At 36.4% G+C, this 26407-nt stretch carries 19 protein-coding genes; 3 read left to right on the forward strand and 16 right to left on the reverse strand.

Annotated elements, in window-relative coordinates; genetic code table 11:
* Window positions 1–86: 86 nt before the first annotated feature.
* Both RM573_RS14430 and RM573_RS14435 read right to left on the reverse strand, forming a co-directional pair.
* Window positions 87–1412: a hypothetical protein gene (locus tag RM573_RS14430; RefSeq protein ID WP_311583572.1), complete on the reverse strand. Its 1326-nt coding sequence runs from the start codon at window positions 1410–1412 to the stop codon at window positions 87–89.
* Between the two features lie 120 nt (window positions 1413–1532).
* Window positions 1533–2123, reverse strand: a complete 591-nt coding sequence (locus RM573_RS14435) for a hypothetical protein (RefSeq protein WP_311583574.1) — start codon at window positions 2121–2123, stop codon at window positions 1533–1535.
* A gap of 187 nt (window positions 2124–2310) precedes the next feature.
* Here RM573_RS14435 and RM573_RS14440 point away from each other — a divergent pair, with 187 nt between their 5' ends.
* Window positions 2311–3528 (forward strand): pyridoxal phosphate-dependent aminotransferase, encoded by a 1218-nt coding sequence (locus RM573_RS14440; RefSeq protein WP_311583577.1) that lies wholly within the window; start codon window positions 2311–2313, stop codon window positions 3526–3528.
* 267 nt (window positions 3529–3795) lie between these two features.
* Here RM573_RS14440 and RM573_RS14445 read toward each other — a convergent pair whose 3' ends face one another.
* The 14 genes from RM573_RS14445 to RM573_RS14510 form a co-directional block, all read right to left on the reverse strand.
* On the reverse strand, window positions 3796–5175 hold the full coding sequence (locus RM573_RS14445; protein WP_311583580.1) for an ATP-binding cassette domain-containing protein: 1380 nt from the start codon (window positions 5173–5175) through the stop codon (window positions 3796–3798).
* Between the two features lie 57 nt (window positions 5176–5232).
* Window positions 5233–5835, reverse strand: coding sequence for a 5'-deoxynucleotidase (gene yfbR / locus RM573_RS14450; RefSeq protein WP_311583583.1), 603 nt, complete (start codon window positions 5833–5835; stop codon window positions 5233–5235).
* Between the two features lie 118 nt (window positions 5836–5953).
* Complete coding sequence (locus RM573_RS14455; protein WP_311583586.1) at window positions 5954–6499, reverse strand: VC2046/SO_2500 family protein; 546 nt, start codon at window positions 6497–6499, stop codon at window positions 5954–5956.
* Window positions 6500–6571: 72 nt separating this feature from the next.
* The gene (locus RM573_RS14460; RefSeq protein ID WP_311583589.1) at window positions 6572–8581 is read right to left on the reverse strand and encodes a hypothetical protein; all 2010 of its coding nucleotides are present in this window, start codon (window positions 8579–8581) and stop codon (window positions 6572–6574) included.
* The gene (locus RM573_RS14465) at window positions 8578–11055 is read right to left on the reverse strand and encodes an ABC transporter permease (protein WP_311583592.1); all 2478 of its coding nucleotides are present in this window, start codon (window positions 11053–11055) and stop codon (window positions 8578–8580) included. Before RM573_RS14465 ends, RM573_RS14460 begins: the two co-directional genes overlap by 4 nt.
* Complete coding sequence (locus RM573_RS14470; RefSeq protein ID WP_311583595.1) at window positions 11052–12686, reverse strand: BatA domain-containing protein; 1635 nt, start codon at window positions 12684–12686, stop codon at window positions 11052–11054. Before RM573_RS14470 ends, RM573_RS14465 begins: the two co-directional genes overlap by 4 nt.
* A gap of 1 nt (window position 12687) precedes the next feature.
* The gene (locus RM573_RS14475; protein WP_311583598.1) at window positions 12688–13605 is read right to left on the reverse strand and encodes a DUF58 domain-containing protein; all 918 of its coding nucleotides are present in this window, start codon (window positions 13603–13605) and stop codon (window positions 12688–12690) included.
* Window positions 13606–13630: 25 nt separating this feature from the next.
* Window positions 13631–14650: an AAA family ATPase gene (locus tag RM573_RS14480; RefSeq protein WP_311583601.1), complete on the reverse strand. Its 1020-nt coding sequence runs from the start codon at window positions 14648–14650 to the stop codon at window positions 13631–13633.
* A 44-nt stretch (window positions 14651–14694) separates the two neighbouring features.
* Window positions 14695–15396 (reverse strand): DUF4159 domain-containing protein, encoded by a 702-nt coding sequence (locus tag RM573_RS14485; protein WP_311583604.1) that lies wholly within the window; start codon window positions 15394–15396, stop codon window positions 14695–14697.
* A 56-nt stretch (window positions 15397–15452) separates the two neighbouring features.
* A complete protein-coding gene (locus RM573_RS14490) occupies window positions 15453–16787 on the reverse strand; it encodes a TldD/PmbA family protein (RefSeq protein ID WP_311583607.1) in 1335 nt (444 codons plus the stop codon).
* Between the two features lie 39 nt (window positions 16788–16826).
* Window positions 16827–18455: a TldD/PmbA family protein gene (locus RM573_RS14495; protein WP_311583610.1), complete on the reverse strand. Its 1629-nt coding sequence runs from the start codon at window positions 18453–18455 to the stop codon at window positions 16827–16829.
* 262 nt (window positions 18456–18717) lie between these two features.
* Window positions 18718–20028: a thymidine phosphorylase gene (gene deoA / locus RM573_RS14500; RefSeq protein WP_311583613.1), complete on the reverse strand. Its 1311-nt coding sequence runs from the start codon at window positions 20026–20028 to the stop codon at window positions 18718–18720.
* Between the two features lie 10 nt (window positions 20029–20038).
* The gene (locus RM573_RS14505) at window positions 20039–20449 is read right to left on the reverse strand and encodes a cytidine deaminase (protein ID WP_311583616.1); all 411 of its coding nucleotides are present in this window, start codon (window positions 20447–20449) and stop codon (window positions 20039–20041) included.
* A 123-nt stretch (window positions 20450–20572) separates the two neighbouring features.
* Window positions 20573–23674 carry a TonB-dependent receptor gene (locus RM573_RS14510; protein ID WP_311583618.1) on the reverse strand — a complete coding sequence of 1034 codons (3102 nt, stop codon included), beginning with the start codon at window positions 23672–23674 and terminating at the stop codon, window positions 20573–20575.
* A gap of 902 nt (window positions 23675–24576) precedes the next feature.
* On the opposite strand from RM573_RS14510, the gene RM573_RS14515 reads away from it, so the two are divergent.
* Both RM573_RS14515 and RM573_RS14520 read left to right on the forward strand, forming a co-directional pair.
* The gene (locus RM573_RS14515; protein ID WP_311583621.1) at window positions 24577–25197 is read left to right on the forward strand and encodes a TetR/AcrR family transcriptional regulator; all 621 of its coding nucleotides are present in this window, start codon (window positions 24577–24579) and stop codon (window positions 25195–25197) included.
* A 51-nt stretch (window positions 25198–25248) separates the two neighbouring features.
* On the forward strand, window positions 25249–26394 hold the full coding sequence (locus tag RM573_RS14520; RefSeq protein WP_311583624.1) for an endonuclease/exonuclease/phosphatase family protein: 1146 nt from the start codon (window positions 25249–25251) through the stop codon (window positions 26392–26394).
* Window positions 26395–26407 lie beyond the last annotated feature (13 nt).

Here is a 26407-nt window from a genome sequence, read left to right on the forward strand (position 1 = left end):
TGATAAGGCTTTTTTAATCGAAAATTTTTACCGTAAAAACAAAAAATATGTACAGTGATTATCACGTCTAACGATTGCTAAGCCCTTTATTCCCAGCCTAATTGATAAACAGGTAAATTTTTCAAGCGTTTATCTATTTCAGCTAAAGTTTGTTGATAATCTTTAGACAAGACATTTTTGAATTTTTTGTCAAAATTCTCTTCATTTAAACCTTCATGTAACCCTTCAATACTTGGCAGTAATTCGGCATCAGTTACCTTAGCTAATAATTGCTGTGCTCGTTGGGCATGTTGTTCTGATTTAGTGACTATCATGGCTAAACGGGTACCGGCTCTGTCGGCTTGTAAATCAGCAAAGCTGAAGCCACTGCCTCCTTTATTGGTATCTAAAAACTCTTTGAATTCACCAATGGCGTCACTCGCACCATGACTACTAAATAATTGTAATGCCATTGAATAGATAAAGTGTTTTTGTAAATCCGGCCGATTTTGTAAGCTGACATGTTTTCTAAGTCGATTACGGATCACTAGTTGTTCTTTTTCACGAATAATGACATCGCCAACCATTAATTCAAAACGATCAGCACCAAAATAAATAATCAGTGCCGTAATAGCCGCTTGGTTTTCTTTTACCGCAAGGTAGTCTTGAGAAATACCACTGCGTGTTTTGGCTAAATCAAACACGTGTCTGATAAACACCGCAATAGACGAGTTTTTATCTTGTAACCTAGCAAAGTCACTTAATGATTGATAATAAAAAGCGATAGTGTCTACGTTGCCAAACAAGGCTAAATCATCACGCATTTTTATTAAAAATGACGTGTCGTTTTTCTGCATTGCTAATAAGTTTTCATCTAACGACAAATGCGCAATCAATCTTTCTTCATTGATATCAACCGCGGTGATCATCGCTAATGCATCATCAAACAATTGTTCTTTAAGAAAGTTATCAGCCGCAAATCGTACTAACGAGATAAAAAACTCCCCACTGACTTTCAGCCCACCAAGACTTACTTCTTCAAGTAATAAACCACTTTTAGAAGGAGAAATATAAGCATTTACATTTAAATATTTAATCATGCTCGGTAAGGGCATTTCAAATGAGGCTTCAACTGCTGCGCCATATTTTGATAAACGAACATCAGCATTCACTCTTGGAAAAGCACGATGTAACAAGGCAGTTAAGCCATTCGCTTCTTGTTGATTGATACGAATACTCGTGACGGTATTTTTTTGTTTTAAAGTGCTGACAATTCGTTGCGCGAGTTGTTGGCTATGTTTAGCTGAAGCGGCGTTAATTTGATTTAATTGCACGGTAGATTGATGTGACTGTAAGGCAAGATAAACCAGTGCCATACCAGTAATGAATAATACGCAAACGACAACAGCAAACGATTTAATAAATACTTTCAAAGGAATTGCGACGACTATACAAGGATAGTGATTATGGTAATGTTTTAAATGAGAAAGTACAGCCTTCTATCTGGTTATTATTAAATATTATTGTTTGATCAAACGATTAACGTTAATCAATCAACAGTCACACAGATCCCAATAAATTTTACGATTAAACTTTTTCGCCAGACAATGATTTAACTCTTTAAAAGTAACTACTTTTTTATCTTTACCCTCGAAACACTGCCAAACAAATTGATGACAATTATTATCGAGCACATGGTATTTTCGCGCTTGAAAAATCTGAGAAATGGCCTGTTCGGCGGCACTTTCGCAAGCTAAAGGGATAGCATTTGAATCACAGGCAATAAAAATATGTTTGCCTGAACGCTCTTTGGTAAAACGTTTCACTGAAATAGGTTTGATTAAGCCTTCACCATCTAATTCAATAATCGTGTCATCATCAACCCAAATTCCCGTATGATCTAACACGCCTCCTATGCCACAACAAACAATAGCGCCGACTTTTGGTTTAACGCGCTGCTCAGTCGAGAAGTAATCGGACGGATAAATTGCAATCGGTGATTCGTGACGGTCTAAATCAATCAAGCGTTGTACTTTACCATAGCGACTACGTTTAATTTGTTGATTTTTTCTATCATCAGAGGCACTTTTTACTGCTAATGCTGAAACGGCGGCGGCGCCAATCCATAACAGTGGTAACGGCATAATAATCCCCTTAGATATTAGATTTGTTGGCTTATTTATAAACGGCTAATAACAAGATTATCGTTTATTTTTATTATTGCTATAAAAAAGTTGCAAGAAACTGTTTCAAAAGCCGTGATAATTGGCAACAATGGAACCGTATTTAATAGTTAACTCATTCACTTATCGCCGTTAAAAGTAGTAAATTATGAAAAGCGTAAAAAAATCATCCAAGCTCAATAATGTCTGTTACGAAATACGTGGACAAATTGCAGCCGAAGCCCGTCGTTTAGAAGACGAAGGTCATAAAATTTTAAAACTAAATATTGGCAACCCTGCCCCTTTTGGTTTTGAAGCCCCTGATGATATTTTAAAAGACGTAATTCATAATTTGCCAACAGCACAAGGATATTGTGAATCAAAAGGGATATATCCTGCTCGTGTTGCCGTTATGCAATATTTTCAACAAAACGGCATTCTTGATGTAAGTGTTGATGATATTTATATTGGCAATGGTGTTAGTGAATTAATTGTAATGGCAATGCAAGGCTTGCTAAATGATGGTGATGAAGTCTTAATTCCTGCGCCTGATTACCCATTATGGACAGCGTCTGTAGCTCTTTCAGGTGGTAAAGCTATTCATTATCGCTGTAATGAAGAAAACCAATGGTTTCCTGATTTAGAAGATATTGAAAGTAAAATCACAGCAAGTACTAAAGCAATCGTGTTAATTAATCCGAATAACCCAACCGGAGCGGTTTATACAGAAGCGGTTTTACAAGGCATTTTAGCGCTTGCAAGAAAGCATCAACTCATTGTTTTTAGTGACGAAATTTACGACAAAATCTTGTATGACCAAGCAAAGCATATCCCGACGGCAAGCCTAGCAAACGATGTGTTAATCATTACTATGGGCGGCTTATCAAAAAATTATCGTATTGCAGGTTTTAGAGCCGGTTGGATGGTAATTACGGGGCCTAGAATACACGCAGAAGACTTTTTAGAAGGTTTAAATATTCTTTCATCGATGCGACTTTGTGCCAACGTACCTTGCCAGCATGCTATTCAAACGGCATTGGGAGGATATCAAAGTATTAACGAATTAATACAAGACGATGGCCGTTTAATCAAACAACGTAATCTTGCGCATAAAATGTTAAATGAAATAGATGGAATATCCTGTAATCCAGCAATGGGGGCGTTATACCTTTTTGTCAAAGTAGATGCTGAAAAGTTTAATATCACTAACGATGAAAAAATGGTGTTAGATTTATTAAAACAAGAAAAAATTCTAGTAGTTCATGGCAGCGGTTTTAATATCGAAGAGAAAAACTATTTTAGGTTGGTGTTCTTACCTCATGTAGATGTACTCACGTTAGCCATTGAAAAAATTGCCAATTTCTTCAAAAATTATCGTCAAGAATAACTCACTTTCAAAAGAATTTATTCGAGCAATGTAAAAGCATTGCTCTTACATTCCAACTAACAAAACTAACTTGAGTTAAATAAACTTCAATTAAATAAAGCCAGTTATTTTAGCCAAGAAACCGCACTTGTTAATAGTTACTAGTTACTTGTTAAAAGCAATGAAGCCAACATAACAAACTAAACAAGCAGTATAATTTTTGACGGGGAAATTATAAAAATTTAAACCGTTTTTAATAATATATGACCCCGTTACCTTGCATGAATATTACAGCTTAATATGTTGCGTAAAGAGTGGTAAAAATTCATCTTCTCGGTGACTAACTAACAATAACGTACTATGTTTTTGCTGAGCGATAATCGTTAAAAAATTAAGAATTCGATGTCGGTTTAATTCATCTAAACCTTGCGTTGGTTCGTCTAAAATCAATAAATAAGGGGATTTCACTAACGCCCTAGCGATTAATGCTAATCTTTGTTCACCATAGCTAAGTGATTGAAAAACTTTATTTTGTAAAGCTAACAAGCCAACCATATCTAACCATTGTCGCGCGATATCAAGATGATATTTTTCAGGTTGTTGATATAAACCTATTGAGTCATAAAAACCAGAGAGAACTACCGTGAGTAGATCTCCATTAACGCGATATTGACGATGTAACTCTGAGCTAACAATGCCCATATGCTGCTTTAATTGCCAAATACTCTCACCGGATCCTCTTTGATAGCCTAAGACGTTAAGGTCGTTACTATAACATTGCGTACAATCCCCGGTAATAAGCTGCATTAAGGTAGATTTACCACAGCCATTTTTGCCGGTGATCAAAGTATGTTGTAATGGCTTTATCGTGACATTTAAATCGCTGAAAACGGATTTCCCTCCGTACGAGACATGGCCATTTTTCAATTGGACCAAATAAGGGCTTTGATAATCACTTAACTGATTTATTGTTTTAGGCCAGTTAATGACTTTTTGTTCTGAAACTAATAAAACATCTAACTGCCGCTTAGTTTCCTCATGCTCAAGCGAGCCAATAACGGCTAACTCACCCCGTTCAACAAAAGCAATCTTTTGACACCAGTTAGGAATATCTTGACGATTACTCAATAATAAAACTACAGTAATACCTTGTTTTGATAGTCCTTTAAGAACATTGGCAAGCGACAAGCAAGAAGCTTTGTCTAAACTATCGAACGGGTTATCACAGATCAGTAAGGTCACACCTGAAAAGATAGCTTTTAAGATGAGTAGTTTTCGCCCTTCACCGGTACTTAATTGACGATAACCACTTTCAAGCTTGTCGGCTAACCCCATTTCAGCAATAAGCGGATCCGACCATTTTTCTTGAGGTAAAAAGGCTTTAGCTTGCGTCCCTATGTCATAAGTATCGGTGTAATCACTTTTATCAATTTTCAACTCATGTTCGTAAATTGCTTGTTGTGCCTCAAACGAAACCATAGCGACTTTTTCTGGTTTGGGAACGATGAAGCTTTCGGCACTAAATTGTGATAATTGCCCAGTAAACAAATGATCAATAAATTGCTTTCCTGAGCCGTTACGACCTAAAACACACCAAGGTTCACGCTCTTGAATTTGCCAGTGTTTAATACGGAGTTTTTCGTGATGAAAGTTAGATATAGTTATCATAATTAAAATAATCGTAAAAGATATTGGCTTAAGTTTTCATTAATTGACTAAAAGAAATCAATTATCCATATCAGATAATTTATCTACCGTAGAGGTACAAGAAGCTAAGAAGATATCCATAAAATAACCAACTTCAGGTAATTTTCTTTTTATCTTAGCGAGCTTATTATCAAGGTTTTCTTTAACGTTTTTAAACTCATCATTATGAAATCTTAATTCATTATTCGTTTTAATAAGTGCCGCTAATAAATCTGCCGCTTTAACAATATCTTTGTATTCAGGATCTACCTTATCTTGTACAAGCAGTGCTTCAAATTCTCCTCGAATATCTTCAGGAATGGTTTCTAAACACTCCTTTTCAGCTATCATTTCTAACTTTTTGTATTCTTTAGTGAACTCAGGGTTGTGATACTTAACTTTTGATGAAAGATCTTGCAATTTTGTTTCTGATATTTCGTGATAAATAGCAATGGTTGCTGCTTTTTCGGGTAATAAATTGCCCTTAAATTTTTTATTTTTAATAACCGTTAAAAGATGCGCGATTACCGCCACTTGATGCGAGTGTTCGGAAACGTTTTCAGGTTGAAAGGTATGCATTAGGCCCCAGCGTTGAATTAAGGGCATTCGAGTTGTCCATGCTAAAAAAGCACTTTGTTTCATAATATTTTCTCTCGTTGTATATGAGATGGTGTAATGTGAGGGTTAAACAGCATGCTGTTAAATACTTGCTTGACCAAATTACAACGTTATAACAGTTATAAAGTAGTTACCACAAGTTTTAAGCTGTAGTCGCTAATAGCGGTGCTTTTACTATTGCGGTTTGTACAGATTTCAGCCATTCGTTGACATTAAATGTGAGACGATTTTCTTTATCTTGATTGTTTTCAGCGTGCTTTTTAAGCTGATGTTGCTGCTGGCAATATAATCGAGTATTCGATAAAACTGTGGCACTAATATGCGTTTTGTCATCTCTAAATGCTAACGGTTTGGGCATTAATGCCTGAGTTAAATGAAGTGTAGGTAATTGTTGTTGCTCAATTAAATCTGCTTGTGAAAATTCGGTAATTTGAGTCAAACTTTCCAGAGCTAAGCGTTGTTTTTTGGGTAATTCAAAGGTTTTTCTTAATGTATCTTCTGTTGTTTCAGCCGGAGTATTCTCTGTGTAGGGTAACTTAAATTGACTATGAGCTAAAACATCGTCTGTTAACATTGAAAGCATTAGCGCAAAATCAGCACGTCTCTCACTGTGTACACAATGATTTAGTTGTTCACCTAATTGTAATTCTTCAACTAATAAGTTGGAGTTAACTGACTGAGATTCCAATAGTTTAAGCTTTATAAATTAACTTACCCTTTATATCGTCTCCATGAGTTAAAACTTTAATCAAATAAACAATTAAAACAGCTTTCTTTCAATCCATAATAAAATTGAACTCAATAATAACCCAAAGAATATAATCAGTTTATTTACCTCTGTTAGCGACTCATTATCGAGTTTGCTCAATGTTTGGCTTTGCTTAACATTTTTCTCAGTCGCAAAATGTTTTAAAGCCTGTTGCCAAGCCAACCAATCTTGTTGTGAAAAGTGATAAACAAGCTGACGGTTATCTAATAACATTTGTTCGCTTAATTCACTAGTGATACGTAAAGATTGCCAGCCCGCTTCATTTGAAAAATATATACTGCAATATTTATTTTGGCCTTCAACATTTATGTATAACGGGATTTCTTTGTCTTTAATTATTTGGCTAATATTAGCTGATTGCATAACATTACTTTCAGCGAGAAAACAGGCTGTTAACGGTTGTCCTTCAAACGAAAGCTTGTTATCTGGTTGTGGTATCCAAGACAAACGGGTGCTATTTCGAGCCAATGAGCTAGTAATAAACTGCCAAAATTGGCTGTATTCATGTACTAACCCATTAGTTTTTAACTGAAAGCTACGGTTAATACTTGTCAAAGCAATTTTACCTTTACCTTTTATGTTACTGATCACTAACGGTTGTTTTTGCTGATCATAAACTAAAGTTTTTGCCTTAAAATTTTGTAAATTTATCTGTTCAGCCGTGATTGGCTGTTTGGATATATGTTCAAAACGATTATTGAGCCAATGCAAAAACACCTGCTTTTGTTTAGCTTCATTAGATTTATTTATCTTTTCTTGATTGGCCTGTGATTGAAAAATGGCTAATATCGGCAGTTTTTGTTCAACATATGCGGTTATTAATCTTTCATCGGCTGCAATAAGCACCCCTAAACCATTGTTGTTAACATTATCAAGTACCTTAAGTTGTCTACTGTCAAGAGATAACAAGGCTTTGCTATCAATCATCAGTAAATCAAAATATTGTAAAATATCAGGTGTTATCACCTCATTAAGAGAAGTTAACAAGCTGTTTTGCTGCGCTAACGTTTTAATAACGGCTGGCGTATTTTCAGGTAAATTCACACTTTCACTGATGACATGATCTTTACTGATTTGAGTAACAGTTAATAATTGCCCGTTATTTTCGGTGAGCCAATGTTTAAAATATTTGCTTTCATAATTTGGCGCTGATTGAACAATTAGCACACGAGGCACTGATGCTAAGGTAATATTTACCGGTATCACTTCATCCACTACTATTTTATTGTCTTGTCCTTTCTCAGCAGTGTTCTCGATTAAGCGCACTCGGTAACTGTGCTTACCCGAGGTTTTTGGCGTAAATACAAAAGAAAAAGCTTCTTGATGCCTTACATTTTGCTCAGCTAAAACCTCACCATTGACATCGATAAATTGTATCAAGTGAATTTCAGATTTACGTTGTTGTGACTGACTAATTTGTAACTTAGCACTGAAGGTTATGCTTTCACCTAAAACCGCTTCTTTTAACCATAGTGGAGAAATAAATCCCGACATAGGTTCACTTGGGAAATACTGATGAGTATTTAATTGTAAAAGTTGCCATTGTTGTTCGGTTAAACCATCACCGTAAACGACAAGATGATCTATATTAGGCTCAAATATCTTTAATTCGCTAAGGTGACTTATTCTGGTTAGAGAATTATCACATGACTGAGCTAGGTTTAATGCTGAATTGTCTGTTGATTTATTTAAATAATATATGTTCGAGGAATGATCACACAGTGTTTGAGCATTAAATGAAGTCTGTTCAAAACCTGAAGTGAGTAAAATCACCTGATTATTATCCATTTGCTTTATTTGAATGGGCAAAACTAACAATAAAACGGCGATAAATGACACCAAATTAGCGACGGTAACCCAAACAAATTTAACCGGTGATTGTTGAAATAATCGTTGCTTGGTTTGGTAAATCACTAACATAGTGACAAATACAAGTACCATAACCAGACATTGCTCTATCAATGAAAGTGAAGGAACAACCAGCTTGTCTAGCCAAATCATTGACTAACCTCCTTTGTTTTCATTGTATTTTCAACGTTGTTTTCTCTGTGGGTTCGCTCACCTTCTTGCATTAACAACTGATTGTATTGATTAATTAACGGAGAATTATATAGATAATTTAATTTACGAGTATTGGGTAAAGCGATTGGACTATCTAATAACTGCCAAAGCTTATTCTTAAGATTCTCTAGACAAAGTTGACAATTAGCTAACAAAAATGAATCCGCTAATAAAATTCGCTCTAATGTTGCAACCTCTTGAATTAATACAGGCCTGTCATCTAATTGATCTTGTATCGATCTTTTCACGGCTTTAATAACAACGCGTTCTTCTGGTAAAAGTCCAGCAGTTGTCTTTTTAGAGTTTTCATCAGATAAATAGTGATTAATGACTCGATATAATTGAGCCATTTGACTTTGTTCGTTCTGGCTTAGTTCAATGTTAACCTCTTTATTTTCACTATTGATATCACTTAAATCCCCTTGATAACGGCGCTCATCACTTACCGGAGGCGGCTCAAATCCTAAGCGTTTTACGTAAATTCGTTCCGCTTTTTTTGCCATTTTTAATAATGTTAACGCTTGCTCTTCAAATGGCAGTGCTTTTTTAGGTTGAGATAACATTAAATATAATTCTGCCTGCCACATATTAGCGATTGATTGCTTCATTAATGCTTTAGGATCTTGCCGGCTCATCATACCAATATCGGTATCCTCATGATTATGCGCATAAGTTTCAATTAACTGACTATAACCCGACTTATCATCACTGGAATGGGCAATTTCAGTTTGACTGGCGACACCATGATCATGTCCGCTGGCGGCTAACGCTTTTGCTTGTTGATGATTATTCGCTTGCTCGTGTTCTGATTCATCATCATGTTCGTCGCCTTCATGATGTTCATCAAAACCCGCGCCATTAGGAACAGGTCCTGCGCCACCTTCATCAAATTCATCCCCCAAATATTGACCATATTTTTGTTTTAATTCGCTTTGGGCAACGCCTAGGAGCTCAGAAGTTTCGACAAAATCTTCTTCACTTAACTGTTTTTTATCGGCTATTAACGCTTTCGTTTCTATTATGATTTGTCGTTGGCTTTTAAAATACTCGGGCATGAAATCAATTAAAATACCATCGGCCATCACTAACTGCTCTTCATCTTCTAACCAACGAATAATTTTTGTTTCAGAGCTTGTTAATTGTCTATTCGGTTGTTTGTTGTCCCAAGCTTTTACCGTGAAATATAACTCATCACCTGGTTTCATACCTAAAGCTTCAAAATTCCATGTTTTATCATAAGTGGCTAGAAACTGATTCGCCTCTGTTGGGGGGTGTTTTTGAACAGTATCAAAGGAGAATACCTGATCCCTAAATTTTACTGACTCGCCAGAGCCTTTGGCAATAGAAGCCAAAATTTCAACATGATTTACCCCATAATCATCGCTGATATTAACTTGAGTTATCAGTGATGTTTGCCCATTTTTCTCAACTTCAGTAATGGTATTTTTTGGCGTTAATATTCGAATAACCGGTTTTTTATCTAACGTTACGCGTAAGGTATAAATTTGCTGAAAGCTTTTATCTTGAGAATAAAGCTTATATAAACCAGTATGTTCTATGACAGTAGAGAGAGTAAATTGCTCATTTCCAGCGAATAGTAACGGTTTTACATTACCATCTTCAAACTCAATAAAATAAGACTGTTCACTGTTTGAAAAATGTAATTGCCAAGTAACTGTTGAGCCTGTCAATAAATCTACATTTAAATCTTGTTGTGTATTTTCTAACAGGCCAGTGTATTTGGGTGGCGTGATGTTCACTTGACTCGCTAATAACGTCACTGTTTTATTTTCAGCGACATTTGACTTCACTTTTACAGGATTAGCCGTCTTTAAACTAGGCTGCTCAACACTAAAATACTCTACAAGATGACTGGGTGAAAAAAACCACCAACTACAACACAGTACCACCGCTATAACTACAGATGGGAAACGATGAAAATGCCCGTTTAGCTTTATCTCTTTTTGTCCAAGCTTTTCATCTTGAGTAAGCAACAAGCTTAGTTCATCGACAACTTTATTTTGTTGTAATCGTTGTAAAACATTTAATTCTTGTTTATTTGATAACGCTAATTGCGCACTTTCCTCTAATGAAGGAAAATGTCGATTACAATGTATTAAAAAGTTCGTTTGATTAATATTTTTAAAGGCTTTACTACTTGTTATTCGGAAGTATTTAAGCAATAAAATAAAGATCGTGAAGACTATACTAACGACCAAACTCACTGGCATGTTTATATAGTTAACTGGGTCGTGATCAGCAAAATATTTTGATAAAAATATTGAAGCGATATAGCCAATAATTATAGCTATCGGCAGAAACTGGCTTAGTGCATTGACAATAAAATAACGACGTATCTTCGTTAATTTTGCTTCAATAAGTGTCGATAATCGTGTTTGATTTTCTTGACTCATTCGGTTAACCCACGCTTAGTTAATCGCACTTGCTTTTTCAAACCGTATTCACTTAACAAACGTTCCAAACACCAGCTAACTAACAATAATAAAATCAGCCATTGGGTCAACGGTTGCTGGTTAAAGTCTTTAAGTTTTAGGGACTTATTGATTAGTGTTTTATCATTTGAAGCCAGTTTACTTGCTATTTTAGTGTCCAAGGACTCTATTTGAGTTAAAGATAATCGCTTATTTACTATTGATTGAAATGAGTCATCCGTATTCATTAATAGGTTTAATAGCACTTGGATAAATTGAGGTTGTTCTGCAAGCTCGCTCCAACCTGGCTCTAATCGACTATAAAACTGATAAATCACTGAGTTTTTTTCAGGTAAAGTCAGTGATTTTTCTTGCTTAGCAATAATGCTACCTTGACTATCCTGTTGTGATTTAGTCATTTGCGCTACTTTAGTATTTCGTATCATAGGGTTCACTAAAGTATGCTTTTCTAAAACGATTTGTCCTTGTTCTGTAAACCATAACGCTTCTGTCTGATAATGAGCATCTATTTCCTTGTTTTTTATGTTGTTTGTTTGATTATTTAACTTGGTTTTTTGATTTAGATTAAACCATGTTTGCAACGAAGTTTGTTCATTACGCTTTACTCGTTTATGAAGTAAAACATCTTCAAAACGAACGTCATAACTCAACAGTGATGTTGTCGTTTCGTCAATATTTCCATTAGATCTGCTATCAATAAAAACATTGATGCCACGTTGAATCGCTTTTTTAACCGATAACGGTGGCTCATTTGAAGTTAAATAAAACAACCAGTCGGCATTCATCAAGGTGTTTTCAACAAAGTCTGAACCCGTTTCAAGATTAAATAACTCTTGGTTTTCCAAAATTGTGATTGATAATTCTGGTAAGAGTACTTGTTTTATGATCATAAAAGCTTGTTCAAGACGCCGCTGAGAAATCAACCTATCTTGATCTCGTACAATAACAACATTAAACCTTGAGTTGATCAGGCTTTTCTCGACGTTAGGCTTATTTTCTAAAACATGCCATTGTATCTGTTGAGCAATTTTTACAGGTTCGCCAATAAAATTTATCGCTTGATTATCAGTGTATATATGAAAGGTGGCCTGTTTCGGTAAAATAAAATGTGCCGTATTAATGGCTTGCCATAACGATTTAGTTAACGTTGAGTTTTCGCTTAACATTTCACGCTTTTGCCAAGTTAACACTTGTTGTTTGTTTAGTTCAGTAAGCTTTGAATCTAATAAAAAAGCAGGCTGATTGTCGAGATGCCTCAACAAAGCTTGTTTGTCGACTAAAGTTGATTGATCTAACCAATTCGGACTTATTAATGCAATGTTGGGCTTATCATTTTTGTTACTATCACTTAACCAAAGTTGCGACACCAGCAATATGGCACAAATTAACATTGAAAGCCGTAACATTAATAAAAGCGCGTCGACCAATTTAATTTGGGTCATTTTTACAGGTTTTACCTGTTGAAAAAACTTTAAAGTTCCAACTGAAACGGGTTTGCCTTTACTTTTGCTCAATAAATGAATGAGCACTGGAATAGCTAAAGCAACGAATGCCCATAAAAAACTAGGAAAACTGGTAAACCAAGACAGCATATTAACGACTCACCTTCTGTCTGATTTTTAAAAACTGTAACAAGGTTTCATCTAGCGGTTGATCAATATTCACTGGCCAGTGTTTAACGCGTTTCGTGGTAAACGTGTCAGTTAACTGCTGATTAAATTCACTACGCGCTTTTAGATAGGCTGATTTTGCTTGTCTTGAAGAGACTAATAATTGTTGATTGGTTTCTAAATCCTCAATTTTTAAGGCGCCCTTAAATGAAAATTCTAACTCATCATTTGATTGTAACTGAATAGCAATAACATCCGTTCTATCATTTACTAGATCAGCCACAATATTTATCACATCATTTTCATTATTATTGTCGTATTGATAGAAGTCGCTGATCACAAAAATGAGTCCAGACTTTTGCATTGAATGTAAATGAGATCGAAGACTACTTGCCGAAGGAAAATGCCCACCACTCTTGATTTGCGCTAAATTAATTAACACTTTTTGAAAGTGTCGTTGCCCAGAAAGTGCAGGTAAGAAGTATTTCTGCTGTGTAGATAAGCCTAACAAACCAACATTATCCCCTTGTTTTTGTCCTAAATACGCCATAGTAGCGGCTAAAAACTGGCTATATTGCAACTTAGTTAAGTCACTATTTTTTCCCATACCAACAGATTTTTGTGCCATAGATGCACTGCTATCAATGACGAACCAAATATTAATGTCACTTTCTCGTTCAGCTTCCCTGACAAAATAACGATCAGAGCGGGCAAATAGCTTCCAATCAACTTTAGACAGATCATCACCGGGTTCATACACCCGATATTGGCTAAACTCTATACCAACTCCGCGCTGAACACTCTGATGAATACCCTGTAAAAAGCCTTGTGCGAGTGTTTTAGCCACTAAAGGCAAATCTTTGACACGTGATAACGTTTTAGGATCGATAAAATTTTTCATTTAATACGGATAAAACCCTACACAGTTAAACCAGAGGACTAATAGGTTTTTTAACATCCGTCAGCAGCGCTTTGATAACATCATCTGTTGATATACTTTCAGCTTCTGCTTGAAAATTTAATAACATACGATGCCGTAGCACAGCGTAGGCGACAAAGTTAATATCATCTAACGTTACCGCATAACGTCCCGATAACAGCGCTTTTGCTTTCGAACAAAGCACCAAGGCTTGCCCTGCACGAGGTCCGGCACCCCATCGAATATATTCATTCACTTTTTCACAGCTACTTTTTTCCTCACTCTCTGTTCGTGTGGCTCTGACAATATCCGTAACATAACCAACAAGTGCGTCTGATATTTCTACCGAGCGGGTTAATTTTTGCAACACCAGCATTGCTTCACCAGAAAGTACTTTACTCAATGTTGCGGAAAGATTGCCCGTTGTACGCTTTAAAATTTCTATTTCATCAGATGCACTTGGATATCCCACGCGCACTAACATTAAAAACCTATCAAGTTGAGCTTCAGGTAGTGGATAGGTACCCGCTTGTTCAACAGGGTTTTGTGTCGCTAAAACAAAAAATGGTTGTGGTAATTGATAGGCTTTTCCGCCATAACTCACCGATTTTTCTTGCATCGCTTCCAGTAAAGCCGCTTGGGTTTTAGGTGGTGTACGGTTGATCTCATCCGCTAATAAAATATTTGTAAAAACAGGACCTTGTTGAAACTTAAAGAATCGATCGCCGCTATCATGATCGGTTTCTAAAATTTCGGTACCTACGATATCGCTTGGCATTAAATCAGGTGTAAATTGAACTCGATTAAAGTCTAATTCGAGGGTTTTAGCTAAAGAACTCACCATTAACGTTTTCGCAAGTCCGGGAACACCTTCAAGTAAACAATGGCCGCCGGCAAGGATGCAAATCAGTAATTCTTCAATAACGTCTTGTTGCCCCACAATGACCTTACCTACTTCATTAATAACATGCTGCAATTTACTTAATGCTTCTTCAACTTGTTGCTCGTTTAATGCTTCTTCTTTCATAGCTTGCCTATTTTGGTGACTACTTTAATGAGGTTAAGTGTGAATTAGCTGGTCATGGAGTAGATGACAATGTTTACCGCAAAACGGGTATTATCCACTTTTAACCAGCGTTTATTTCTAAAGTCATAATCCCATTCACAACCGAGATCTTTATTACTGTATAACACTGCAATACGGCCATTAATTTCAATGGCTTTTAAATAATTATGCACGAGATCATCACCCCAACCATTCAGTTCAATGGAGGTTCTTGGCGGCCCATCAAATGTAAAAAATGAGGAGTAAATAGCATGATCATTCGGGATTTTTTTTAATGCGTGTTCGCCAAACATTTCTGCCATTTGTTTTTCAAACGTTCGAGCAAACATACCATCAATATCATGATTACAGTCGTCAACAAAAACAAAACCTCCGTTTTCAACATAGGTTTTAAAGTTTTGTTTTTCTTCATGATTAAATTGTACAAGCCGATGACCCGCCATATAACAAAATGGCGAATTCAGCATTTGTGGATCCGACAACGGGATGATCCGTTCTTTTATATCAACACGTAAACTGGTGTATTCAATCAATGAATTTAATACGTTGGCGGGCATCCTTTCATCCACTTCCCAATCACCTGATTCATAACTTAACCGAGTGAAATAAAAATCATACGCAGAACCTTGTTCTGCATGAACGACATTTGGGAGGATATTTGCTGCTGCCAGAGCCGAGAGTGACTTTATAAATTGTCTTTTATTCATAATTAGATAAAGAAATTTGAGCGCTAAGTTTTTAGGTTAGCGCTCAATACTTCTATCTATACTGCATCAGAGAGACTACTGAAGGTAAAGTCTCTAATTTTCATCGGTGGTACCATGTTGCCATCAATACGTTCAGGCTTACCGAGTGCTTCAATATTATTAAGCATTACAATGGGACTTTCATTGAAACGGAAGTTTTTGATCGGATACTTAATCTTGCCATTTTCAATATAGAAGGTGCCATCACGGGTTAAACCTGTTTGTAAAAGCGTTTGTGGATCGAGTGCGCGAATATACCAAAGACGTGTCACCAAAATACCGCGACGGGTATTTTTGATCATATCTTCAAGCGATTCATCACCACCAGCCATAATAAAACTACCGCCACGAGGCACATATTTCGTACCAGTATGTTTCGCCCAATACGGTGTATTAGGTATGTTTTGAATCACTCCATCCTTGATCCAATCAACTTTGTTTCTCGGATAACCATTCCCAGCAAAAGGAGCAGAAGGTGCAATAGGATGATTCGGATCAGAATAAAGATGAACACGTTCATCAAACATTTTTTGACCTAATTTATTTTTAGGCCCTTCTTTGCCCTCTTCAACTTGGTTACTTAAGAAGCTACGACCTTCATCGGCTTGTCTTTGATCAAATGCACCAGCTAAACGGCCTAACAAGCCAACACTTGCTGCCGGCTCTAAGATAACCGTATATTTACCCGGTTCCATTTCTTTCGCATCAACAGAGCCTTTAGATTTTGCAATGGCAATTTCAGACGCTTCTTTGGTATCAAGTAAATTTACATCACTGTAATTACGTGATGCCCAACCAGAGCCTTTACCGTCTTTCGTTCGAATCGTCACTGAAAAATCAACATTGGTCGCGGTATTATAAGCAAATAAGCCACTACTGTTCATAATGGCTGTACACGTGACCTCTTCTTCTAGGAAACCTGATGAAACTAAATCATTCGCTTTTGAAGGTTTTATACTATTTTCAGCCGCTTGTGCTCTATTTTCAGGGGTAACCTTAGCTGTGTTAGCAAAATAAGTAGAGGACTTGGTATAGGTTTGCTTACCAAAATTTGGCATATGCTCAGGATTTTCAGGCGCTAGTTTCGCTAATTCCTCAGAGCGACGTACCACTTTTTCTAATGATGCATCATCAAACTCATTAATGGTGGCAACCCCAACTCTTTTACCAAAGGTTGACTGAACCGCTAAGGTTAAATCGCTTGATTCACCCGCCGTAGACACTGTGTTTCGCGCATAACGAATATTACCGCCAATGCGACCATCTAAATTACATTCTATTTCATCCGCTTTTGAGTAAGCTATTACTTTTGTTAACAGCTCTTTAGCATGTTGTTCTGTTACAATTGTCATGATTATTTTCTTCCTTATATTTTATTCTTTTCGTAAAGATCACACTTTGCGTGCTGTGTTAATAACATTAATGTCATTAAAACGCGTGGTTGGACAACCATGTGAAACAGCACTTACTTGAGAAGGCTGACCTTTACCATCGAAGAAAGAACCGCCTAAGCGATAATCGGATTTCCCTGCCATTTGAGTACAACTATTCCAAAATTGCTGGGTATTAGATTGATATGCCACGTCTTCAATTTGTTCAGTAATTTTACCGTTTTTGATTTCGTAAAATAACTGTCCACCAAATTGAAAATTATAACGCTGTTGATCAATTGAAAATGAACCACGACCTGCGATATAAATCCCGTTTTCAACGTCTTTAATGACATCTTCTGCAGAAAGATCTTTTTCATTTGGTTTTAATGAAACATTAGGCATACGTTGAAATTGTACGTCTCGCCAGCTTTGTGAATAACAACAGCCATGAGATTCTTTTTGATCGATCATATGTACTTGATCACGTGTTGCTTGATAATTAACTAACACGCCATCTTTGACTAGATCCCATTCTTTAGTTTTCACCCCTTCATCATCATAGCCAACATTACCCAAAGAATAATCTTGAGTTTTATCAGCAAATAAATTAACAATATCAGAGCCATACTGGAATTTTTTACTTTTCCATTTATCTAATGTGGCGAAACTTGTACCAGCAAAGTTTGCTTCATAACCTAACACTCTATCCAATTCTAATGGATGGCCTACAGATTCATGAATGGTTAACATTAAGTGAGCAGGATCAAGTACTAAGTCATATTTTCCTGGTTCGACAGATTTTGCTTTCAATTTAGCTTTAAGTTGTTTACCGGCTGCAGCTGCATCTTCAATCATATCGTAAGAGTTTTTATAGCCTACATTAGCACCGGAAATACGAATTTTATCTTCTTCTTTGCCATCAAGGTACTCAAAGCCCATACCAACAGGGTTACCAAGACCAGTACGTTGTTTAAAGCCTTCTTTACCGACCGCTGTAGCGAAAAAAGGTGCCCATAAACGATGGACATCTTGATCAATATAAGAACCATCAGTAGACGCGAAATACTTTTGTTCATTTACTAAAAACAAAATTGAAGTAATGTAATTGGCACCATTTTTAAGCGCTGCATCGTTTGCTGAAAGTAACAGATCCACTTTGTCTTTAATCGGAACTTCTAAGGCGTTCTTTTTGATGGGGGTTTGCCAGCTAACATCACCCACGCCTTTAACCGGAGCTAATTGAACAGGAACAGTTTGAAATTTAGAGTTTGCTTTCGCAACAGCAACCGCTTGTTCTGCCGCTTTCGCAACACTGTCTGGTGTCATATTCGACGTTGAGGCAAATCCCCAAGTACCATTGGCAATAACGCGTACACCAATTCCTGCTGATTCAGTATTAACAATATTATCTACACGTGTTTCACGCGTGGTAACAAATTGATTCAAATAACGGCCTATTCGAGCATCAGCATATGTTGCCCCTTTTGCTTTTGCCGCATTAAGTGCAATGTCTGCTAATTTTTTCTTATAAATAACATCCATTGGTTTATCGAGCAATTGTTCAGCAGATACCGCCATACCCGATATAGGTAATGCAATAGCTCCCGCTCCTACGCCAGATAACTTTATAAAGTCACGTCTTTCCATCTGAGATCCCTTTTGTTGTAATAATTTATTTTTGTTTAATACTTATAAGCAATCGAATACCAACATATTGAATATAAGATATTCTCTTAGTCTATAACAGGTTGTTGAACTCTAACAATAGACAGTTCATCGAAATATTAACAACATGTTTCAGAAACAAAAATAACAGTGAGAAGAATGGATTATCCAACAATTCGGCCGAATTGCTGGATAATTAAAGAAAAAGATTGTCGAAATGTAACAAGGTAAATGTGCAATAAAGTTAAATGATTTTATGTATAACGGCTTGTTTTTCAGGCATTGACTCACTGACTGTTACTGCTTGATTATATTGCTGCTGCGCTGATTTAGCACTTTCTGCATCACTGCCATGTACTCGTGCAATAATATCACCACGATTGACCAAGGTGCCGATTGGTAAAATACGATCAAAGCCTACTCGATGATCAATTTGTTGGCCATTTGCTGAACGTCCACCTTTCATACCCACCACGGCTAAACCAATATCACGGGTTTGCATGGTATCTATATATCCACTGTGAGGTGCTAATACATCAATAACAACGTCAGCGCGACTCATAGCCCCCCACGGATTATCAATAAAGTCTTTCGGTCCGCCTAAGCTTGCAATCATTTGATTAAATAATTCAGCCGCTTCACCCGAGGCTAAAACCCGTTCAATTTTTTCTATTGCACTGTCATGATTTTCTGCAAGCTTGGTATTCACTAACATAGCACTGGCTAATTGACACGTGACTTGATGCAACCTTGGCTCGCGTTGTTTCCCCGTAAGGTAATCAACGGTTTCTTTCATTTCTAACGCATTACCCGCTGATGAACCTAATACTTGATTCATATCGGTAATAATTGCTTGAGTATTCACACCCGCGCCCTTTGCTACATTAACAATAGATTGAGCTAATGCCGTTGCCCCTTCTATATTGTGCATCATTGCGCCATTACCTACTTTTACATCCATTACCAGAGCATCAAGACCTGCCGCTAGTTTTTTAGATAATATTGATGCTGTGATCAACGGAATAGATTCAACCGTTGCGGTAATATCTCTGATCCCATATAAACGCTTATCCGCAGGTGCTAGATTATCCGTTTGAGAGATAATGGCCACGCCCAACTCTTGGGTAATACGTTTAAAATCAGCAATGCTAGGTTGAACATTAAAGCCTTTAATACTTTCTAATTTATCAACCGTTCCACCTGTGTGGCCCAAACCACGACCCGCAATCATAGGTACGTAAGCACCACAACTTGCAACGATAGCCGCAAGCATAAAGCTGACTTTATCACCGACACCACCGGTTGAATGTTTATCTACAACAGGTTTATCAAGTTCAGGCCAGGTAATGACATCACCAGAATGCATCATAGCATGGGTAAGTTGAACAATTTCGTCGGTATTCATCCCTTGTTGAAATATAGCCATTGCCATAGAACCAACTTGGGCATCATTAAAGTGACCGGTAACTAAACCATCAACAAAATCACTGATGTTTTGCTGAGAAAGATTAAGTCCATCACGTTTTTTACGAATTATTTCTTGAGGAAGATACATACAATACCTTTTATAAAAGATCTTTAGGAGTGAAAGCAGAAGGTAAAAGTTCGTCCACTGTCCATGTTTTTGATTGTGCTAAATGGTTAACCGCCATAATGATGGCCTGAGGTTCAAAAAATTCAGCAATCACTTGTCGGCAAGCACCGCAAGGTGGCGTTAATTTTTCTTGTTCGGTATAAATGACCAAGGTTTTAAAGTTTTGCTCACCGTTGATAACCGCTTGAGCAATACAGTTTCGTTCTGCACACACCGTTAAACCATAAGAGGCATTTTCAACATTACAACCACTAACGATATTTTGATCTTTAGTTAATGCTGCAGCACCCACATGAAACTTACTGTAAGGCGCATAAGCACGCTGATAAGCTGTTTTAGCTTGTCGAATTAATGCTGTTTTTTGTTCATTTGTTACTGTCATATATGCTACACAATAAAAACCTACCAATTGGTCAACTATAGTGTATTCATTTTAAGAAGTATACGATTTTTGATATAAAAAAAGCCGAGTATTAACTCGGCTTTTTCAAACCAACTTTCCTGATTAGAAAGTGTAGCGAACACCAAAACGAATTTCCCATAATGATGCATCATTATAGATTTCTTGCTCTTCGTTTCCTTCGTTAAACTCTTCGTAAACGTATTGACCAGCATCATTCATGCTCATTTCAACCATACGGTTTCCGACGAATTGACCTTGCTTCATGATACCCCAATCGTCATTTAGGAAGTTACCTACGTTTTTAACAACGAAGAACGCACTACCTTTTTGACCTTCATATAAACCTGGGATTTCTTGACTCACTTTTAAGTCAAATTTAACAAACCAATCAGCATTTTGTGAGTTTCGACCAACCGTAGCACCACGTGCTAAACCTTCTGCTTCAACAAATGCATCAAATGCAGCTTTATCAAATCCAGCGTCGTATACAACATTCGCATCATTGGCAGCTGGTACATATAACATTTGGCGAGAGCCATTCCAGTTAGAGTCACCCCATGCACCATCTGAACTATCAAAGGTATAAGTGTACGGTTGACCTTCACTTGCCGAACCAAATAAGCTAAAGCGTGTATCTAAGTTATCAATTAATTGAGTAACGTAGCTTAAGTTTAAGGTAAAGCGATGAGGTACTTCATAGTTTGACGTTTCCATTGGTGGTTGATCTGGAACCGTTGTCGCGATATTACCGTAGTTTGAACCAGCAACAGAGCTTGTCATCGGGTTCGTATCTTGTGATTTTGTGTAAGCGTATGACAAGGTAGCATTTAAGCCCCAATCAAAATCTTTACTAACCGCAAATGATAAGATAGTTGATTTACCATCTTGGTCACTATTTGTTAAAACAAAATCACCAGTTCTCCAACCTTCTTTATTTTCATAAAGAGGACGGCCGTCAAACGTTTGCTCGCCAGTACGCTGAATTGCATAATCTTTAATAGTAGCCGTATCTTTCTTTTGATTGTGTAAAAGATCTACAGCAACGATTACATCATTATCAAACGTATAAGTACCACCTAAAGCATATTTCCATTCAGAAGGTAATTCAAAATTAGGGTCGATAGCATTAACCGCACCATCTCCGCCACCTACTGGGTAGTTTTGAATTTCATCAAACATAGATTGTGGAACACCAAATCCAGGGCCGTCACCGTTAGTCATAGTAGTATTGAATAAATCTACACCATTTTCACGAAGACCAATTTGTACAATACCATCATTTGAGTAAGCATTTGAAACCCATACATTAGGATTACCACCAGAATATAGACCAAAACCACCACGAATTTCTAAGTTATCCATTGCAGCCCAGTTAAAGCCAACACGTGGTTGAAATAAATCTTTGTCGTCCATATTGCCGTCATTTGCAAAACCGTATCTATCAACAAAGTTTTGGTTATAACGTGGTTTGTCATCACTGGTATACATGTCATAACGGAAACCAACCATTAACGTCATGTCTACATCAGCAAAAGTATATTCATCTTGCGCATAAATAGTATGTTGCTGGAATGAAAATTCTTGGCTGGCATCAGATGGAACGTTTGTTCCAGCAGAGTTATTATAATAAACTCGACTTGCCATCCCTGCTTCATAATCATCAATCGAATCAAAACGGAATTCACCTTGAGTATGCTGCATAAACAAGTTAAAAGCCGTTACTTCTTCGTATTCATAACCGAATGTGATCGTATGTTCGTCTAGGTAATAATCCCCTGAAAATCTGAGGCTTACCGTTTCAGTGTTCATTTCATTTGATTGGCGAGAATCATCAGGACCTAAGAAAACTGTTGTACCACCATGACGAATTTGTACTTCACCGAAGCCACTTGCTGCATCTAATGAGTTTTGACGATTATCTAATTCAACTTTACCTATTCTAAGTTCAGTTGAAAAATCATCTGTCCAATCTGAATACAAAGAACCGACAAGTGAATTTAACTCAGCACCACGTTCATAAAAATGGCTATCTAATGTTAATGCCCAGTCATCTGATTGGTCTAGATCAAAACCATCATTGTAGTTATAAATCAAACTTGCACGATGAGAATCATTAATGTTCCAATCTACTTTTACTAACAGCTTTTCATCTTCAACCGGTAAACTTGCCGGTAAATCACCTGCATCGTAACCATAAACATCTGAAGTGATTTGTTTTATGCGATCAAGATCAGCTTGGCTTACGTTGTCGCCAAAAGGGTTATATTCAAAGATTTTTGCCCCTTCTAGTTTTTCATAAGACGCAAACATAAATAACTTATCTTCAAGAATTGGGAAACCAACACTTAAGCCATAACGTTTTTCGCTGAAATTACCGTTTTCAAATTTTTCACCTTCAATTGAATCGCCTTTCATCGAATCATTGGTGTAATCATAGAAAAAAGCACCGTGTACTTCATTACCACCTGATTTAGTCACTGCGTTAACATTACATGAAGTAAAACCACCATACTTAACATCAAAAGGTGCTAATTCAACCGCGACTTGTTCAATAGAATCATATGAAAAAGGAATACGAGTGGTTGGGTAACCATTTCGGTTTAAGCCAAAGCTATCATTCATTCTTACGCCATCAAGCGTTAAGCTGTTAAAACGAGGGTTACCGCCACCACATTGAATCGCATCACCTTGACTTTCATCAATGTAAATTCGAGGATCAACTCGAACAATATCTTTAATATCACGGTTAATGGCTGGCGCATTTTCTAGATCTTCTAAACCAAAATGGGCTGCAGGACCAGTTCCACCCGAATAACGGCTAATTGTACGCCCTGTTACTTCAATACGTTCAACTGTTTGCTTAGCATCTAAACTTACATTTACTGGGTATGTCTCACCTAGTGTAAGAAAAACATCATTTACTGTCTTATCATTGAACTTATCAGAATCAATAATAATTTTATAAGGACCGCCAACACGTAAACCTTTAGCCGTAAATAAACCTGATTCATTTACAGTAGCATTTTTAGTACTGCCTGATGGAACATGTACAATAGTTATAGCTGTACCTGCAGCAGGGTTACCTTGAGGACCAGAAATCTGGCCTTTTATTGCTGATGTTGTTGTATTAGCTAATGCGGAAGTTGATAAACCGAGTGCAAGTATCACTGCACCTGATATCAGAGAGAGGCGTTGGGTTTTCATCGTTTAAGTTCCCTTGGTGTATGTTTTATTTTTATAAGATGACTTTTCGTCAATTCAATATTAGTCAAAAATATATAAAATGCGTATATTTGCCTTTTATGTGTCTAAATTAGACCAGACATTTCTTACATTTTTATTACAATATTTCACCACAAACAAAAAAACAAGTTTTAATGATCTCGAGAATTACATGCGACCCCACAGAAAACTAAATAAAAACCACCAATAACAAGCACTTAATGCAAAACCAATGAAGAAGATTATTTGAACAATAATTTTAATTCTTCTTTGTATGGTATACGTAAATTTTTTTCATCCATAAAAACACCATTTGGTCAGGTTTTAACTAAAATCCATAAAATATCAATAAAAACGTTATTTATAGCAAGCCTCATTAAACCACCAGTTACTCAAGTAATAAAATTCATCTGTATAATAAAAGAGGAAAACTGTATATTTTGATAATTTAATATCTATTTATTCATAAAACAGTAATAAAAATACAATTAAACTAATTAATGAGATAATTTTACCGCTAAATTTGTTGGATATTTGTTTAATTATCACTCGAGATACTATACAGTTACGCTTAATTTCTTGACCAATTAAACAAGTAGAATAACTCCAGCAATGCAATGAATTACTTATTTGGTAGATAACTAGATCTAGAAGATAGATAACTAAATCTAGAAGATAAATAAAAGATATTAACTAGTGACTGTTAAATTTAATTGGCTTAACCGTTGTATTTTAGAATAGTAAGACGGTTTGATTAAGTTTAGAATTAATCATTTTACTTAATCACTTTAGGTGTATATTTAGGAGTTACCTTTATATAACACATTGAATTTTCAACTGTAGTGAAAAACAATACATTAAAAACTTAAATAATAAGATTAAAAATGACGGATAAAAAACAAGGTCAAATAAGAATAAAAAGCCAAGAAAAAATACTCCTTGCTGCACAAGATGAATTTATTTCCAATGGTTATAAAGGGGCAACAGTTCAATCCATTGCAGACCTTGCTGGCTTACCAAAGGCGAATGTTCTTTATTACTTTAAAAATAAAGAAAACATCTATCATGCTGTTTTAGAAAGAACCTTAGACATGTGGGACCAAGGTATTGGCGATATCGTTTATGAAGATGGCCCAAAAGTAGCCATTGAAAAGTTTGTCTCAGCAAAAGTTAAAATGTCTTTTCATCACCCGAAAGCATCAAAAATTTACGCGATGGAAATTATTCAAGGCGCTCAGCATTTGAAAGAATTTGCTCGAACATATTTAAGAAAATGGGTGCGAGATAAATCGAAAATATTTCAACGATGGATTGATGAAGGAAGAATGATCAATATCGAACCTATCAATCTAATTTTTTTAATTTGGTCATCTACTCAGCATTATGCTGATTTTGAAACCCAAATATTAACCATCATGAATCGTGCTGATTATGAAGAAGATGATGTTGAACAAGTCACAGATTTTCTGACTCAATTTATTCTTCGTGGCTTAGAGATACAATAAATGAAAAATTTTTCAATCTTACTTTCCTTGTTATGTTTAACAGGATTTTCTATGAATACGTTAGCAGAAAGCAAAAAAACGCTGAGTCCTATCAGGGTGGCAACCTTTAATGTCAGCATGGAAGCACTAAACTATGTAAAGAGATTTAAAGGTCAATCGGTAAAAGTCGTTGGCAATGAGCTCAATAAAGCCCTTAAATCAAACCACCAACAAATAAAAAACATCGCAGAAATTATTCAACGAATCAATCCTGATATTATTTTGCTGAATGAATTCGACTATTCACCTGATGGGGAAGAAATTCAACTTTTTATCAATCAATATTTGAATATTTCTCAACAAGGACAAGAAAAAATCCATTTTCCTTATTATTATCAATCAAGTGTTAATACTGGCGTCAAGACTCCTTTTGATTTAAATGGCGATGATAAAATAGAGCAACCGGCAGACACTTATGGTTTTGGTCATTTCCCAGGTCATTTTGGCATGGTGTTACTCTCTAAATACCCGATTGATGAAGGAAAAATACGAAGTTTTCAAACCTTCAAATGGAAAGATATGCCTAATGCATTACAACCTATGGATCCGCAAACAGGCAAGGCTTGGTATAGTGATGAAGCTTGGCAAGGCTTTCGTTTATCGTCTAAATCACATTGGGATGTACCTGTTATTATTGATGGCAAACAAATTCATCTGTTAGCCAGCCACCCTACACCACCAGTTTTTGATGGACCAGAAGATAGAAATGGTAAACGTAATCATGACGAAATTCGCTTCTGGCATGATTATATCTCTGATAAAGATAATAGTTATATTTATGATGATAAAGGCCAACATGGTGGTTTAGCAGCACATAGTCCGTTTATTATTCTAGGTGATTTGAACGCTTCAGCTACGGAAGGTGACGCAATAAATGCCAGTATCTCTGCATTATTAAATCATCCGAATGTTCACGATGCTTTACCGGCGAGTCAAGGCGCTAAAATGCATAGTTCAGACAATCCCCTCGCGAAAAACCATACCGCCTACTGGCGAATGAGAGCTGATTATGTATTACCCTCTAAAACAGGGTTTACTCTTCTTGATTCTGGTGTGTTCTGGCCAGAGAAAAATACACCTGAATACCGATTAATTAAAAATAGACAAGCCTCATCAGACCATAGATTAGTTTGGTTAGACCTTGAGATCACAGATTAAAAATTTATAGCGG

This window comes from Thalassotalea castellviae (genome assembly GCF_031846185.1).
GTDB lineage: Bacteria > Pseudomonadota > Gammaproteobacteria > Enterobacterales > Alteromonadaceae > Thalassotalea_H > Thalassotalea_H castellviae.

Coding starts and splice junctions, on each gene's coding strand:
- RM573_RS14505 (WP_311583616.1), bottom strand. CDS start 20,449: ATGACAGTAACAAATGAACAAAAAACAGCATTAATTCGACAAGCTAAA.
- RM573_RS14510 (WP_311583618.1), bottom strand. CDS start 23,674: ATGAAAACCCAACGCCTCTCTCTGATATCAGGTGCAGTGATACTTGCA.
- RM573_RS14440 (WP_311583577.1), top strand. CDS start 2,311: ATGAAAAGCGTAAAAAAATCATCCAAGCTCAATAATGTCTGTTACGAA.
- yfbR (WP_311583583.1), bottom strand. CDS start 5,835: ATGAAACAAAGTGCTTTTTTAGCATGGACAACTCGAATGCCCTTAATT.
- RM573_RS14445 (WP_311583580.1), bottom strand. CDS start 5,175: ATGATAACTATATCTAACTTTCATCACGAAAAACTCCGTATTAAACAC.
- RM573_RS14465 (WP_311583592.1), bottom strand. CDS start 11,055: ATGAGTCAAGAAAATCAAACACGATTATCGACACTTATTGAAGCAAAA.
- RM573_RS14495 (WP_311583610.1), bottom strand. CDS start 18,455: ATGGAAAGACGTGACTTTATAAAGTTATCTGGCGTAGGAGCGGGAGCT.
- RM573_RS14435 (WP_311583574.1), bottom strand. CDS start 2,123: ATGCCGTTACCACTGTTATGGATTGGCGCCGCCGCCGTTTCAGCATTA.
- RM573_RS14485 (WP_311583604.1), bottom strand. CDS start 15,396: ATGAATAAAAGACAATTTATAAAGTCACTCTCGGCTCTGGCAGCAGCA.
- RM573_RS14470 (WP_311583595.1), bottom strand. CDS start 12,686: ATGCTGTCTTGGTTTACCAGTTTTCCTAGTTTTTTATGGGCATTCGTT.
- RM573_RS14520 (WP_311583624.1), top strand. CDS start 25,249: ATGAATACGTTAGCAGAAAGCAAAAAAACGCTGAGTCCTATCAGGGTG.
- RM573_RS14490 (WP_311583607.1), bottom strand. CDS start 16,787: ATGACAATTGTAACAGAACAACATGCTAAAGAGCTGTTAACAAAAGTA.
- RM573_RS14475 (WP_311583598.1), bottom strand. CDS start 13,605: ATGAAAAATTTTATCGATCCTAAAACGTTATCACGTGTCAAAGATTTG.
- RM573_RS14480 (WP_311583601.1), bottom strand. CDS start 14,650: ATGAAAGAAGAAGCATTAAACGAGCAACAAGTTGAAGAAGCATTAAGT.
- RM573_RS14460 (WP_311583589.1), bottom strand. CDS start 8,581: ATGATTTGGCTAGACAAGCTGGTTGTTCCTTCACTTTCATTGATAGAG.
- deoA (WP_311583613.1), bottom strand. CDS start 20,028: ATGTATCTTCCTCAAGAAATAATTCGTAAAAAACGTGATGGACTTAAT.
- RM573_RS14515 (WP_311583621.1), top strand. CDS start 24,577: ATGACGGATAAAAAACAAGGTCAAATAAGAATAAAAAGCCAAGAAAAA.